Source organism: Edaphobacter modestus, assembly GCF_004217555.1.
GTDB lineage: Bacteria > Acidobacteriota > Terriglobia > Terriglobales > Acidobacteriaceae > Edaphobacter > Edaphobacter modestus.
On the sequence record NZ_SHKW01000001.1, the window covers coordinates 5,850,229 to 5,865,127 of the forward strand.

Here is a 14,899-nt window from a genome sequence, read left to right on the forward strand (position 1 = left end):
GTCAAAAAATACTCAAAATATTCAAAACAGGTAAGATAAGCCCGGACCTGGTATACGTGCGGACAAGCTCAGTTTAAATGCAAAGACCCGGCATCCCGCCGGGTCTTCTCTTCTTTCCTGATTAAATTTTACCAGCGTTGTCAAGCCGCTTCGCCCCTCGCCGGCTGCGGAAGGGATCAGGGGATGTGTAAGATGAGCGGAGTTCCGGGGAGCGAAAGATCGATGAAAGAGACGACGCTACCGGTGATTCTGCGCCTCTGGGCCTCGGTGGGAGCCTTAGCGATCTGCTGGTTCATGGGATCTATTGCGTTCGGAGTGTACCTCCGGGATGGCGGTGCTACTCTTGCTTTCTTCTTCTGGAGTGTGCCATTTTTTATTGCGGGGTGGGTTTTGGTCGGGCTTCCCATGATCGCGATGGGCGATCGCGTGCTGAAAGTTCCAATCCTACTGATGGGAATCGCCGGAGCTATCGCGGGCATTCTGGTGGTGTTGCTTCCTTTCGTCCTTACGGCATTGATTTTGAACGGAAGCATACATCTTCAGGAAGACTGGAATTCCGAGAAGAGTGCGTTGCCAGCCTTTGGCGCAGGCATTGGAGCGTGCGCGATGATGCTGTTTCGCTGGTTTTTGGGTTTGGGAGCGAGTCGGCCCACGCCCTCTGTTGAGTCTCTCTGACGACAGGTTTTAACGGGAGAGGTTTGGGGAGCAGTTGGCATGGTTTCGGCCTATTGCGGTGAGTGGGTTTTGGATCCTGCTATCTCTCAGGTTGCAGGCTGATCGCTTTGTCTAAGACATGGTTTGGCTGAAGAGGTGGAGGCCGTTGCGACCGGTGTCCTTGACGACGTACATGGCGGCGTCGGCGTTTTTGAGCAGTTGTTCTGCTTCCAGGCCAGCGTCGGGGTAGATGGAGAGGCCTATGCTGGCCGTGACGTTGAGCTCGTGATCCCCGATGCTAATGGACTGGTCGACTGCCTTGACCATCTGCATTCCAAATCGCTCAACGTCGCTCAGGCTTTTAAAGTTGGGAATCACGATGACGAACTCATCCCCGCCCATGCGGGCGACCGTATCGGTTTCGCGCACGGAGGAGAGCAGTCTTTTGCCGACAGCCTGAAGCAGAAGATCGCCGACGGAGTGGCCCAGCGAGTCATTGATTTGTTTGAAATGGTCGATATCGATCATAAAGACCGCGACCTTCTGATTCTCCCGCTGAGCCTGGACGATTGCCGCATCGAGACGGTACTGGAGCAGTGTGCGGTTGGCGAGTTCCGTCAGCGGATCATAGTGCGCGAGAAAGTTCACGCGATCGGTGATTCGTTTCCGCTCGGTGAAGTCGCGACTGGTGACGGCTACTCCGTCGCCGAGTTTAACCGCCTGGACGTGGATCCAGGTCGCCTTGATCATCTCGTCGTCGATAAAAACCTCGGTCGTGAACGGAACTCCTGTCCGGACAACTTCCAGATAACGCTCGAGGATGCCCGAGGATACCGCAAACGGACGAACCTCGGAGAGCACTTTCCCAATCAGCGTTTCTCGACTGGTATGGAGCCTGCGCTCTGCATTCGGGTTCAGGTACGCGAAGCGAAAGTCGACGATGTTGCCGGAGGAGTCGGGGATGCCGGAGAAGATGTAGAAGTCGTCCAGGCTGCTCTCCGCAGCGGCCAGAAACTTGTCATGCTCCAGGCGTGCATGGGGGCCTTCGAACCTGCGTTGGAGGTTCGGCGAGACCGTTGCAGCGATGATGGCGACGGAGATCGCGCTGAGTATCTGGATCCACTGGATCCGGTACGTAATCCAGTGCGAGGATGGTCCGACATCGCAGGTGAGGCGCTCCAGCACGAAGAAGACGATGAATGCAAATAGCACGTAGCTCGCATAGAGGAGCGGCGAGAAATCGCGCAGAGAATAGGTAATTCGTCCCAGCAGGATTAGAGCGGCGATACAGAGGAACGCCGTAGCGAGCTTCAGGCCGAAGTTGCCGCGAAGGAAGGCATATCCGCTACCGGGCAGATGAAGGGCGAGAGGGTGGGCCAGGGTAAAGACCGCAATTAACGCAAAAAGGGCAAAGGACAGAATCGTTCGAACGATCTGTGAGGCGGTCAAGGTGCTTTTCACGAAATATCCAGATGATCTTTCGCAAATTAGAGCAAATCTTCGGGGAAGCGACAATACCACTGCGGTTACAGAGGGGGCGGATTGTGTCTGTGAGAATCGTTTTGGGACTGAATCCTAGTTCAGACCCGAATTCGTGCGCGGATGCCTGGAGCGAAGAGCATCCAGAGGGCGGCGAAGCCGACTCCTTTGGGAGCCTTCGCGGAACTGCCGCTCCCTTGCCGTGTCAGAGGACGCTCGTTTTCTTGTCGATCGATCCTGTTGCGCGCTATGCAGTGACCTGGAGCTCCGGCTCGGGCTTTGGAGTAGAAGGCTTGAGGACGGGCGCGAGCCAGTGGCCGGTGTGGGAGGCTGGGTTGGCTGCGATCTCTTCGGGGGTGCCGGTGGCTACGATCTGGCCGCCGCGGCTTCCTCCCTCGGGGCCGAGGTCGATGACCCAGTCGGCGGACTTGATGACGTCGAGGTTGTGTTCGATGACGAGCAGCGAGCCTCCGCCTTCGATGAGCTTGCGGAAGGCGGCGAGGAGTTTGGCGACGTCGTCGAAGTGCAGGCCGGTGGTGGGCTCATCGAGGATGTAGAGGGTGCGGCTGCGGGCCCTGGCCGCGGCGTCGTTGCCGTTGGAGCGATTGGAGGCGGAGCGTGCCGAGGCGAGGTGCGAGGCGAGCTTGACGCGCTGGGCTTCGCCGCCGGAGAGCGTGGTGGCCGACTGGCCGAGACGGACGTAGCCAAGGCCTACCTCATCGAGGACGTAAAGCTTATCGACGATCTTAGGGTGGCCGGCGAAGTAGACGAGGGCTTCCTTGACGGTCATGTTGAGAACGTCGTGGATGTTTTTGCCTTTGTAGCGAATCTCGAGGATGGAGGGCTTGTAACGGGTTCCGTTACATTCTTCGCAGGGCAGCTCGACGTCGGCGAGGAACTGCATCTCTACGGTGACGGTGCCGTCGCCTTCGCAGACATCGCAGCGTCCGCCGGGGACGTTAAAGGAGAAGTGGCCGGCGGTGAGGCCGCGGCGCTTGGCGTCGGGCTGCGCGGCGAAGAGGGCGCGGACGTCGTCGAAGGCCTTGATGTAGGTGACAGGGTTGGAGCGCGGGGTGCGGCCGATGGGGGATTGATCTACGAGAATGACGTCGTTGAGGTGCTGCACGCCGGAGAGCTCGCGATAGAGGTGCGTGGGGTCGATGCCGTCGGCGGCGCCTTCCTGTCCGAGCGCCTGGATGAGTGCGCGGTAGAGGACCTGGTGGACGAGCGTGGATTTGCCGGAGCCGGAGACTCCGGTGACGCAGACGAGCATGTTGAGTGGGATCTCGATGTCGACGCCGCGCAGATTATGGATACGCGCGCCGGTGAGCTTGACGCGCTCGCGGCCAGGTTCGCGGCGGTGCTTAGGGACGGCGATGGAGGCGCGGCCGGAGAGATATTTGCCGGTGATGGAGTTTGGATTCGCCGTGACTTCGGCGACGGTTCCGCTGGCGAGGAGCTGTCCGCCCAGCTCGCCTGCGCCGGGGCCCAGATCGAGAAGGTGGTCGGCGGAGCGTATGACGTCGGGGTCGTGCTCGACGACGAGGATGGTGTTGCCGAGGTCGCGCAGCTCTTCCATGATGTGGATGAGGCGGGCGGTGTCGCGGGTGTGGAGGCCGATGGAGGGCTCGTCGAGGACGTAGAGCGCGCCGACGAGACGCGAGCCTAGCGAAGTGGCGAGCTGGATGCGCTGCGACTCGCCGCCGGAGAGCGTGGAGGAGAGGCGGTCGAGCGTGAGGTAGTCGAGGCCAACCTGGTCGAGGAAGTGGATGCGCTGGCGGACCTCTTCGAAGATCTTTCCGGCGATCTCGGCCTGCGAGGGCGTGAGGTTGAGCGAGTCGAAGAAGTCGCGTGCGCCGGTGACGGTGAGGGCGGAGACCTCACAGATATTTTTGTCGTTGATTAAGACGGCGCGGGCCTCGGCGCGCAGCCGCTGGCCTCGGCAGTCGGGGCAGGTGGCGTAGCCGCGGTACTTGGACAGGAAGACGCGGACGTGGAGCTTGTACTTCTTGTGCTCGAGCGCGGCGAAGAAGCCGCGGATGCCGGGGAAGGAACCCGAGCCTTCCTGAATGAAGCTCTGTTGCTCGGGCGTGAGGTCGTACCAGGGTACGTCGGTGGGAACGCCGGCCGATTTCGCTGCGCGGAGCATCTCGCCGTGGTGGGGACGGTACTTGGTAGTGGTCCAGGGGGCGACGGCGCCCTGCGCGAGGGTCTTCGACTTGTCGGGGAGGATGAGGTTGGGGTCGAAGTCGATGGTGTTGCCGAAGCCCTGGCAGCGCGGGCAGGCTCCATAGGGATTGTTGAAGGAGAAGAGGCGCGGCTCGGGCTCACGGTAGGCGCGGTGGCAGGTGGTGCACTCGAAGGCGGCGGAAAAACGTAGGAGCCGGGGCGTCGATGAAACCGCAGATCCTTCGACTCCGCGCTGGCGCGCTTCGCTCAGGATGACACCGCTTTCCTGTACGGGTTCGGGATTGCGCGGAACGGTGAGGAAGCGGATCTCGCCGGACTCGCGGTAGCCGGTCTCGATGGCGTCGACGAGGCGCGAGCGGATCTCGGGGGAGAGGGCGAGGCGGTCGACGAGAACGAAGATGGGCTGCGAGAAGTCGAGTTCGAGGAGGGACTCGGGGGTGGAGAACTCGACGATGCTTCCGTTTTGATAGAGACGGTTGTAGCCGCGACGACGGAGTTCGCCCAGACGTTCCTTGAGGGAATCGGCGAGGTCGAGTATGGGCTCGGGCTTTGCTGGCTTCGCGGATTTTTTGGCAGCGGCCTTCTTCGGCTTGGGTGCTTCTGCGGCGGGCGTCTCGGTGGAGGCCGGCTGCATGGGCTCGAGCTTCAGCTCGGCGCGGGTGATGGGGAAGAGCGCGTAGACGCGTGTGCCTTCCGGCTGCGCCAGGACGGACGCGACGATCTCGTCGACGGTGTCGGTCTTGACGATGCCTCCGCAGTGGAGGCAGGTGACGCTGCCGCAGCGGGCGTAGAGGAGACGGAGGTAGTCGTAGATCTCGGTCGCGGTGGCGACGGTGGAGCGCGGGTTGCGCGTCTGGTTCTTCTGCTTGATGGCGATGGCAGGGGCGAGGCCGTCGATGTGGTCGACGTCGGGCTTCTCGATGCGTTCGAGGAACTGGCGCGCGTAGGCGGAGAGCGACTCGACGTAGCGGCGCTGGCCCTCGGCGTAGACGGTGTCGAAGGCGAGCGAGGACTTGCCCGAGCCCGAGACGCCGGAGACGACCGTGAGGGCGTTGTGCGGAATGTCGACGTCGATGCCCTTGAGGTTGTGGGTTCGGGCACCGCGGATGGTGATCTGGTTCAGGTTCTGGTCGGGCTTCGGGATGCTCATAGCCAAACTTCTATTTTCAGGCATGAGGCGGGGAAATGCGAGTTTTGGGCTTGCAAGACCGTAGGCTGCGTTTCCGGGGGGTTGCGGTCGTTGGGCTGGCTATCCAAGGTTCCGTCCTGTCTGTTCTTTACCTTATGCGCCGACGGAACGAATCACATCTACTCCAATCAAATTGACACACCGCCTTGGCTTTAGCGCGGAAAGCCGTGGCTTTACCGGCGAACTACTGAGATTCTTCGCTTCGCTCAGAATGACGGCTGTATCGGTTATGCGGAGGCCCTTGTCTTATGGACTGCGGCGGGAAGATCTCAAGCACGAGCAGGCAGGGTCAGATGACGATGGTGGAGTCGGCGAAGTTGAAGTATGCCAGGTTCATCTGACCTCTTGCGGTTTCCGTTCCAGGGTATTTCGATCCCACTTCGCGGAGTCCGCAGCAGCGGAATATGCATTCTCGAAGAACTCGAGCAGGGCTGCTTCCGGCGACGCCTGACGCCGCACATCGTCGTACAGGAAGACATATTCCCCGAGCGTGTTGTCCCATTTCGCTGCGGCGGGGGAGATATTCTTCTCCGACAGGTCGGGCGGCACAGGAGCCGCGTAACAGTAGAACGCCGCAGCACCGTATCCGCCGTTTCCCGGCCAGAATCCGGCAGAGATGACCTCGTGGGAGTAAGCCTCCCGTTGAATCGAGTCAGCACCCGCGCGAGGCTGCGCGGGACGGCCCGAAAAGCGGGTTACCACGAAATCGAAGCTTCCCCAGAAAAAATGGGCGGGACTCACCTTTCCCAGAAAGCCGGGAGCCCAGGCACGAAACACCTTTTCCGCGTGAACCAGGACTTGCCAGAACCTGTGCACATACTCCGGGTCGTAGGCGTTGTGCTGTGTATCGAGGTCAAAGCGGATGGGATCCTTAACCTCGACCGGCATCGGCCATATCTTTACGGAAACGCCGAGCGCATCCAGGCATTGGAAGTATTCGCGGTAGAACTCGGCAACAGACTTCGGTTTCAGGGCAAGAGATTGACTCTTTCCCGAGCCAAGGCGCATCAGCAGTTGATGATTGAGGAAGTCGAACTCGATATCGAGGACATCGTCCCCGTAATCCATTGCCGACGTCGTCAAGCCACGTGCCGTGACATAGAGAGGGACGTTCCACCAGTGATTCTGTAGCGGCGTAAGCGCCAGGCGTGTCTTGCCGACGATCTGTGTCCACATATGCAGCGTGTCGGCGGTTTCAGACCAGTCGCTCCACGGTAACTCAGGCCACGCAGCAGCACTCATAGCGCCCCCCATTGTTGGTGGAAGGATATATCACGAAGGGCACGTTTCACCGTGCCTCGCTTATAATCCCGTACCATAAAACGCCAACGCGGTGAAGTGAAGCCCTGCAGAGCACGGTCGGCTTAGAAACTGAGGACGACGAACGATGCGAGCAGCAAGGATGCATGCCTACAAACAGCCGTTGGTTCTTGAAGAGGTGCCGGTTCCCGAGATCGCTGCTGACGAAGTTCTTGTCAGAGTTACGGCGGCTGGAATGTGTCGCACCGACCTGCAACTGATTGACGGATATTTCCACAAATATGCCCCAATACCACTTCCCGCCATACTCGGTCATGAGATTGCCGGAACTATCGACAAGATCGGGAACATGGTCCCCAAGGTTGCGGGTTTCGAGGACGGCGACGAGGTGGTGGTGGTGGGCGGCTGGGGAGATGGAATATGTCGCTGGTGCCAGAAGGGCGACACGCAGATCTGCATCCATGGAAGATGGCCGGGGTTTGGGCCTTATGGCGGCTACTCCGAATATCTTCCGGTGCCCTATCGATATCTGATCAAGGTAGACAAGCGCTTCAAGCTGAAGGCGGAAGAACTCGCTCCGCTCACGGACGCGGGGCTGACTCCCTATCGCGGAATCAAGAAGCTGCGCGATGCAGGTGCCCTTGGTCCCAATCGTGTCCTCGCGGTCTTTGGCATCGGTGGTCTCGGTACCTATGCCGTGCAATATGCGAAGCTGCTGTCGGGCGGTGCGACGGTCGTCGCCTTTGCCCGAAATCAGGAAAAGCTCAAAGCAGCCAAAGACCTCGGCGCCGATTTCGTGATTAACACCACGGGAAAATCTCTGGATGAGATTCGGAAAGAACTGAGCCGGACGATAGGACAGGGCGAACTTGACGCGGTGATCGACTGCGCAGGGGCGGAAGAGATGATCCAGTTAGGGTTCAGTCTATTGTCGCCTTCGGGTCATTATTGCTCGGTCGGCCTGGTGGGGGACAAGATCAGCCTTCCACTGTTTCCCCTGGTCGCCCGCGAATATACCTACCACGGCTCCTTCTGGGGGAACTACAACGACCTCAGCGAAGTCGTCACGCTCGCGCAGCAGGGAAAGATCCGTCACAAACTCAAGATCGTCCGGTTTGAGAAGATCAACGAAAACATTGAGCTGATGCGCGGCGGCGATATTGTGGGGCGAGCCGTCGTCAAGTTTTGACGAAACGCGCTTGTCGGCATTCGCTGTCGCCTCCCGAGAGACTGAGTTTCCCTTGGGGCGAGGGTGTCAGCTCCGGGGTTCCGGCTGTGGGCGAATGATCTCGATCATCAGCAGGCAGGCTCCGATGACGATGGCGGAGTCCGCGAAGTTGAAGTCGGGCCAGTGGTAGGGGCCGATGTGGAAGCCGATGAAGTCGATGACGTAGTGGTAGACGATGCGGTCGTAGAGGTTGCCAACTGCTCCGCCGAGGATGAGGGCGAGTGCGATACAGGTCAACGAGAGGCAATTGCAGCTGCGGATGAGCATTACGCCGACGATGAGAACGGCGGCGACGGAGAAGAGGATCAGTCCGCGCAGAACGAGGTCGGGCGAGGCGGTGTCGGCGAGGAAGCTGAAGGCGGCGCCCGTGTTGAGGACGTGAGTGATGTTCAGGATTCCCGGGATGACCGTGTGAGAGCGGCCCACTGGAAGGCGGTGGGTGATGAACTTCTTGCTGACGTGATCGGCGATGGCGACGAAGGCCGCGAGCCCGAGCAGCAGGGGGAAGTAGCGCCGCCGCTGTCCTGTGGCGCGGGCGCGGCGGGGCTGGGGGTCGAACTCGGTTGGCGGGTACTCGTAGCGCTCGGGCATTCAGGGCTTACTCCGTAGGAGATGAGGCGGCATAAGGAGGATACCCGATAGCGTCAAGAGCGTCGGCGCAACGCAGGCAGACAGTGGGATATTTTGCTTCATCGCCCACGTCGGTGGTGTAGCGCCAGCAGCGTTCGCACTTGGTGCCGGAGGCCGGAACGGTGATTGCAGCAACAGGTACTGACTGCGGGTTGCTGGAGGCTACCGCTCCTTTGAGCGTGACATGCGAGACGTTGAACAGTTCAGGCAGAGCGGTGGAGTAGCGAGCGAGGAGCTGTGACAGGGCAGCGTCGCTGATGAGCAGGTCGACGGAGGCGTCCAGTCCCTTGCCGACGCGGCCCGCCTTGCGCTCGGCCTCGATGCTGACGAGAGCCTCGCTGCGAACGTCGAGCAGCTTCTGCCAGTCTTCGAGGAGGTTCTTCGTGTCAACCGGGATGACCTCCGAGAGGCTGGGGAAGAGAGCGAGATGGACGCTGGCTTCGCGGTTCTCGATCTTCGGGAGTGAATGCCAGACCTCTTCGGCGGTGAAGCTGAGGATGGGTGCGACGAGACGGGTGAGCGTCTCGGCGATGCGCCAGAGCGCGGTCTGGGCGGAGCGGCGTGCGGGTGCGTTGGGTGCGAAGGTGTAGAGCCGATCTTTGAGCACGTCGAGATAGAGAGCGCTGAGGTCGGTGTTGATGAACTCGTTGAGCGCGTGATAGGCGCGGTGGAACTCGAAGTCGTCATAGGCGCGGCGGATCTTTTTGTCCAGCTCGGCGAGTCTGGCGAAGATGTACTGGTCTAAGGGTTCGAGCTTTGCAAAATTATGGACGGCATCGGTGGCCGGGTTGAAGTCGTGCAGGTTGCCGAGAAGGAAGCGGAAGGTGTTGCGCAGCTTGCGATAGTTGTCGCTGACGCGCTGCATCAGGTTCTCGCTGGCGGCGACGTCTTCGCGGAAGTCGACGGAGGCGACCCAGAGACGGACGATCTCGCCGCCGAGGCGCTTGGCGATGTCGACGGGGTCGACGCCGTTGCCGAGGGACTTGGAGAAGGCGCGGCCTTGCTCGTCGAGGGTCCAGCCGGAGGTGGCGACCATGCGATACGGCGCTTTGCCACGAACCGCGACAGAGGTAAGGATGGAGGAGTGGAACCAGCCGCGATGCTGATCCCCGCCCTCGGTGTAGAGGTCGGCCGGCCATTCAAGCTCGGGTTCGACATCGAGAACGGCGTGCCAGCTCGCGCCGGATTCGAACCAGACGTCGAGGATGTCCATCTCCTTGCGGAACGCGGTTCCGGCGCAGGAGGCGCAGGCGGTTCCGGCGGGAAGAAGCGCGGCGACGTCGTGGGCGTACCAGGCGTCGGCTCCCTCGCGGTGGAAGAGATCGACGATGCTCTTGTTGATCGTGGGATCGTTGAGAGGCGTGTGGCACTTCTCGCACATGAAGACGGCGATGGGCACGCCCCAGATGCGCTGGCGGGAGATGGTCCAGTCGGGCCGGGTGGCGATCATGTTGGAGATGCGCTCCTGCCCCCAGGACGGGTCCCAGATGACGTTTGCGATCTCGTCGAGTGTGCGCTGGCGGAAGGTCTCCGTAGTGGTAGCGGGTGGTTGTGGCACTTCGGGCGAGCTACCGGGATTCTTCGCTCCGCTCAGAGTGACGGCATTTGAAGTTTGTGCCGGCATGGGAGTTTCCATGGAGATGAACCACTGCTCGGTAGCCCGGAAGATGACGGGATTGTGGCAGCGCCAGCAGTGCGGATAGGAGTGGTGGATCTCGCTCAGGCCCATGAGCGCGCCGCGAGCTCGAACCAGCTCGATGATGGCCGGGTTGGCCTTGAAGATCTGCAGGCCGTCGTACTCGGGCAGGCCGTTGCGGAGGCGGCCCGCGGCGTCGACGTCGCAGAGCTGGGAGAGGCCGTAGCGGGTTCCGGTGGCGAAGTCGTCGGCGCCGTGCGAGGGCGCGGTGTGGACGGCTCCGGTGCCCTGGTCGGTGGTGACGTAGTCGGCGTTGACGCCGAGGATCTCACGCGCTTTTCCATTTTCCTGCAGGAAGGGGTGTTGGAAGGTGACGCGATCGAGCTGCGTGCCCTTGAAGCGCGCGATTTCTTTGGCGTCAGGAAGGTTGCAGGCGTCGCGGGTCTGCGCGGCGAGCGCTTCGGCGACGATGTAGATGTTGCCATCGGTGTTCTTGAGGGCTACGTAATCGAGTTCGGGATTGAAAGCGACGGCGAGGGAGGCCGGGAGCGTCCACGGGGTGGTCGTCCAGATGATGGTGTAGACGGGAAGGTTCGCGAGCGCCGGATCGATGGCCGCGGCTTCACTTGTGAGCGCGTAACGGACGTAGATCGAGGGCGAGGTGTGCATCTCGTACTCGATCTCGGCCTCGGCGAGGGCGGTCCTGTCGTGGATGCACCAGTAGACGGGCTTCAGTCCCTTGTAGACAAAGCCCTTCTCGAAGAAGTTGTAGAAGGTCTCGACGATGGAGGCCTCGTAGGGGAGGGACATCGTGAGGTAGGGATTTGACCAGCGGCCGAAGACGCCGATGCGCTCGAACTGGGAGCGCTGCAGGTCAACGTACTTCTGTGCGTACTCGCGGCAGGCCTTGCGCACGGCGAGCGGGTCCATCTCGAGCTTCTTGCGGCCTAGCTGTTCGTCGACCTTGATCTCGATGGGAAGACCGTGACAGTCCCATCCGGGGACGTAAGGGGCGTCGAAACCCGCCATGGTCTTGGTTTTGACGACAAAGTCCTTGATGCACTTGTTGAGCGCATGGCCAAGGTGGATGGCTCCGTTGGCGTAGGGCGGGCCATCGTGGAGGATGTATTTGGGGGCGCCGGCACGGGCAGAGCGAATCTGGGCGTAAATATCCTGTTGCTGCCAGGCGGCAAGGCGAATAGGCTCGTTGACCGGGAGATTGGCCTTCATGGCGAAGGCGGTCTGGGGCAGGTTCAGGGTCGACTTCAGGGGCTTGGCCTGAGGTTCGGTCTGGGTGGTCTCGGACTTGGTCGCGGTTACTTCCGGCATCGGTTCGTTTGGCTCGCTTTTCAGGAGGTACGGCAAACGTCTATTGTATCTGGGCTGGAAGGCCGGTGTTGGATCTCTCCGGGAGCGGAGGGCGAGTGTGTCGAAGACGCTAGCGGGGGAGGTTGCATATTTCCTGAGAAAAGGCAAGAGACGATCCGATGACGCCGCGAGTCAAATGAGACGAGCGCGGCGAGGCGAATCTTTGTAGAATATTCCCGGAGCCAGTTGCCTGCCTTCGCGGTACAACAGAGGAAGCCGGCGGAAGACCGGTAGGAGAGATGGGAGATGTTCGACTTCCCCAGGAAACCGGCGGTGATGCCGAAGTGGCTCAGCTGTCGTCGAGGCAAAGCAGCTTAATGGCAAATACTTGGCTGAATTCAACGGATGAGGAAACCAAGGATGCAGGCCCGACGCTGCGTCCGGCGGTAGAGGCTCCAAAGCTGAACGAAGAGACAGAAGGCTCGATGTGGGCCTCCCTCATCGAGAACCTGCGTGATGTCTTCAATCCCGTAAAACAGGCACCGCTGAATCTGGAATCGCAACCGGTGGAGAGCGACCTCGTCATCGAGGAAGAGGGCGTCTTCACCTCGCTGAAGAACAGTATTCGCGATGTCTTCTTCCCGCAGAAGCTGCCTCCGTTGGTCCTGGAGTCGAAGCCGATCCCGGTACAGGATCTGCTGAGGGCCAAGCAGGACCCGAAGGCGACGGGATCCGCAATCGCGGTCTACGCTCTTCTCTTTCTTCTCGTTGCATGGATGCTGCACAAGAAGGTACCGTTTGCGGCTCCGTTCAAGCAGCCTGAGCTGACGAATGTGTCGATTCCACCATTGGCGCCCATGAGGGCCCAGGCGATGGGAGGAGGCGGCGGACAGCGTGGACCGACTCCGGTCACAAAGGGAACTCCGCCAAAGTTTGCGGAGACCCAGATCGTGCCTCCAAAGGCGCCCCCGCTGCAGGAGCCGAAGATCAAGATCGAGCCGACGGTGGAGGTCCAGAAGGACGTTCACATGGCGAGCAGCATCCCGCAGATCGGCGTGGCGAACTCGCCGCTGATCGGTATGTCAATGGGCAACGGTTCGGGTACCGGGCTGGGTTCCGGCAGCGGCTCGGGAATCGGGCCGGGCTCGGGAGGGAATACGGGTGGCGGACCGAGGCGCATCGGCGGAGGCGTTTCGGCGCCGCAGCTGATCTACTCGGTCGAGCCTGAGTTCTCTGAAGAGGCCCGCAAGGCCAAGGTCGCCGGGAATGTGCTTGTGAACCTGTGGGTCGACACCAACGGCAATCCCAGCCACGTGCGGATCATCCGCGGAGTGGGTATGGGACTCGATGAGAAGGCGATCGAGGCCGTGCGGCAGTACAAGTTCAAGCCGGCGATGGAGAATGGAAAGCCGGTGCTGGTGGAACTGAATGTCGAGGTGAACTTCCAGATCTTCTAGCATCTCGGGGAACTCTGCGAGTGTCGCGGGGGTATCGATTTCAGCGAAGAGGAATCCAAAGGGAAAAGACCTGCCGTTGCCGCAGGTCTTTCCCTTTGGCGCGTATCGAGGCAGGTTATGCTGCGTGCGAAGCTCGGCTCGCGTGCGGCGTAGGAGTGTTGGCGGAACGGATCATCTTCACGCTTTGGGTCTGTAGCTGAAAGCGATCAACCTGCTCTTCGAGCGTCACTGCGGTGGTTCGGAGAGACTCGATCCCCGAGGTAGTCGTTGCCATTCCAGCCAGGTTCTCATTGCTGAGAGAGTGGATGGAGTCGAGGCTCGCAGAGGACTGATCGGCCGCCGCTGCCTGTTGTGAGGCGGCGATGGCGATCTGGGCGATCATCTTGTCGACGCGTTCGGCCATTCCGATGATGCGCTCCAGTGCCTCGCCGGCCTGGTTTGTGGTGACGACGCCCTGTTGAACGGTTCCGGTACCGCTTTCCATGCTGGAGATGGCGACGCGGGTACGGTCCTGGATCTCCTGAATCATGGTTGCGATCTCGCCCGTCGCCTGCGCGGTGCTCTCGGCAAGGCGGCGAACCTCGCCGGCGACGACCGCGAATCCACGGCCATGGTCGCCGGCGCGAGCGGCCTCGATGGCGGCGTTCAGTGCAAGCAGGTTGGTCTTGCGGGCGATCTCGTCGATGACCGTAACGATCTGCGAGATGCGCTTGGAGTCCTCGCCGAGCAGGCCGACCGTGGACGAGGTCTCGCTGACGGCCGACGCGATCGAGTGCATGGAACCGAGCACCTGCTTGACGATGTCTCCGCCGTCGCGAGCGGTTTGCGCCGCGTTGCGTGCCGTCTCCGCAGCAGACTGCGTGTGGCGGGAGACCTCGGCGATGGAAGCGGACATCTCCTGCATTGCTGTGGCTGCCTGTTGCGTCTGCTGGCTCTGCTGATCGATGCGGCGATGAATCTGATCGGAGGCGGATCGCATGGAGACCGCGCTTCCGGTAAGGGAGCCGGCGGTCTGGACGACGGTGCCGATGATCGCGCCCAGATTGGATTGCATCTTCTGCATGGCTTTGGCGAGCGTTCCGATCTGGTCGCTGCCGTAGAGATGCGCCAGCTCATCGCCAGTCAGGTCTCCTTCGGCGATGGAATCGGCGCGTTCGGCAACGAGATCGATCGAACGGGTGATGCGGCGCGAGAGGGTAAAGGAGATGAAGCCGCCCACCAGGGCTCCGAGGATGGTCGCGATCCATAGAGTCCAGAGCGTGGAGCTGTTGGCGTGCTGAAGTTGCGTAATCTCAAGGTCCGCCTGGGTCATCTGGGAGTCACCGAGATCGCCGGTCATAGCGAAGAGCGACTTCTCGAGCGGCAGAATCTGATTTTGAAAGATCTCGTATGCCTGCGCTGTACCCTGCGAGGTCTTGCTCTCGTTCAGTTGTTCCACTTTTTCTTCGAGATTCTTCAACGTGGAGAGTCCGGACGCGAGCTCCTGGATGCGTGTGGAGTCATACCCAAGGTTCGAGCGTTCGGCATACTGCCTGAGCTTCGTCATGGACTCATCGGCCTGGACGAGATATTCCTGTCGTGCGCGGCGGAAGGCGGCCGACGAGGCGGGGTCGACTCCAAAGAGCATGTAGGACTCAAGCGCATGGATGCTGTAGACCATGCGGAGACGAAGATCGCGTGTGGCCGCATTGAGGGGGATGTGTTGAGTTGTGGCGCTTGTGGCCAGGCGGTTCGCCTCCTGGATGCGCATGGTTGCAGTAAATGCACTTAGAAGCATGGCGAAGATGAGAGCGCCTGTCGCGAGGCCGAGTTTCTGTTCGAGTTTCATGAGCCTTCCCGTCGCTGAGGGTGGAATAGAAGTTGTGAGT

At 60.9% G+C, this 14,899-nt stretch carries 9 protein-coding genes; 3 read left to right on the top strand and 6 right to left on the bottom strand.

The features are described 5' to 3' along the window. The first annotated feature begins 222 nt into the window (after positions 1–222). Positions 223–675 carry a hypothetical protein gene (locus BDD14_RS24815; RefSeq protein WP_130422175.1) on the top strand — a complete coding sequence of 151 codons (453 nt, stop codon included), beginning with the start codon at positions 223–225 and terminating at the stop codon, positions 673–675. 111 nt (positions 676–786) lie between these two features. On the opposite strand, the gene BDD14_RS24820 is transcribed toward BDD14_RS24815, so the two are convergent. The 3 genes from BDD14_RS24820 to BDD14_RS24830 all read right to left on the bottom strand — a co-directional run bounded on the left by BDD14_RS24820 (position 787) and on the right by BDD14_RS24830 (position 6,754). Then, positions 787–2,115 carry a sensor domain-containing diguanylate cyclase gene (locus BDD14_RS24820; RefSeq protein ID WP_165420228.1) on the bottom strand — a complete coding sequence of 443 codons (1,329 nt, stop codon included), beginning with the start codon at positions 2,113–2,115 and terminating at the stop codon, positions 787–789. 265 nt (positions 2,116–2,380) lie between these two features. Then, positions 2,381–5,473: an excinuclease ABC subunit UvrA gene (gene uvrA, locus BDD14_RS24825; RefSeq protein ID WP_130422180.1), complete on the bottom strand. Its 3,093-nt coding sequence runs from the start codon at positions 5,471–5,473 to the stop codon at positions 2,381–2,383. 372 nt (positions 5,474–5,845) lie between these two features. Continuing rightward, positions 5,846–6,754, bottom strand: a complete 909-nt coding sequence (locus tag BDD14_RS24830; protein ID WP_130422182.1) for a DUF5996 family protein — start codon at positions 6,752–6,754, stop codon at positions 5,846–5,848. A 145-nt stretch (positions 6,755–6,899) separates the two neighbouring features. Between BDD14_RS24830 and BDD14_RS24835 the strand changes: the two genes are divergently transcribed. Further along, positions 6,900–7,961 (top strand): NAD(P)-dependent alcohol dehydrogenase, encoded by a 1,062-nt coding sequence (locus tag BDD14_RS24835; RefSeq protein ID WP_130422184.1) that lies wholly within the window; start codon positions 6,900–6,902, stop codon positions 7,959–7,961. A gap of 66 nt (positions 7,962–8,027) precedes the next feature. Here BDD14_RS24835 and lspA read toward each other — a convergent pair whose 3' ends face one another. Continuing rightward, the gene (gene lspA / locus BDD14_RS24840; protein ID WP_130422186.1) at positions 8,028–8,591 is read right to left on the bottom strand and encodes a signal peptidase II; all 564 of its coding nucleotides are present in this window, start codon (positions 8,589–8,591) and stop codon (positions 8,028–8,030) included. Positions 8,592–8,598: 7 nt separating this feature from the next. Beyond that, positions 8,599–11,595, bottom strand: a complete 2,997-nt coding sequence (gene ileS / locus BDD14_RS24845; RefSeq protein ID WP_130422188.1) for an isoleucine--tRNA ligase — start codon at positions 11,593–11,595, stop codon at positions 8,599–8,601. Positions 11,596–11,873: 278 nt separating this feature from the next. Between ileS and BDD14_RS24850 the strand changes: the two genes are divergently transcribed. Beyond that, positions 11,874–13,031: an energy transducer TonB gene (locus tag BDD14_RS24850; protein WP_130422190.1), complete on the top strand. Its 1,158-nt coding sequence runs from the start codon at positions 11,874–11,876 to the stop codon at positions 13,029–13,031. 115 nt (positions 13,032–13,146) lie between these two features. Here the strand turns inward: BDD14_RS24850 and BDD14_RS24855 are convergent, their stop codons facing one another. Beyond that, a complete protein-coding gene (locus BDD14_RS24855) occupies positions 13,147–14,859 on the bottom strand; it encodes a methyl-accepting chemotaxis protein (protein ID WP_130422192.1) in 1,713 nt (570 codons plus the stop codon). Positions 14,860–14,899: the final 40 nt, after the last annotated feature.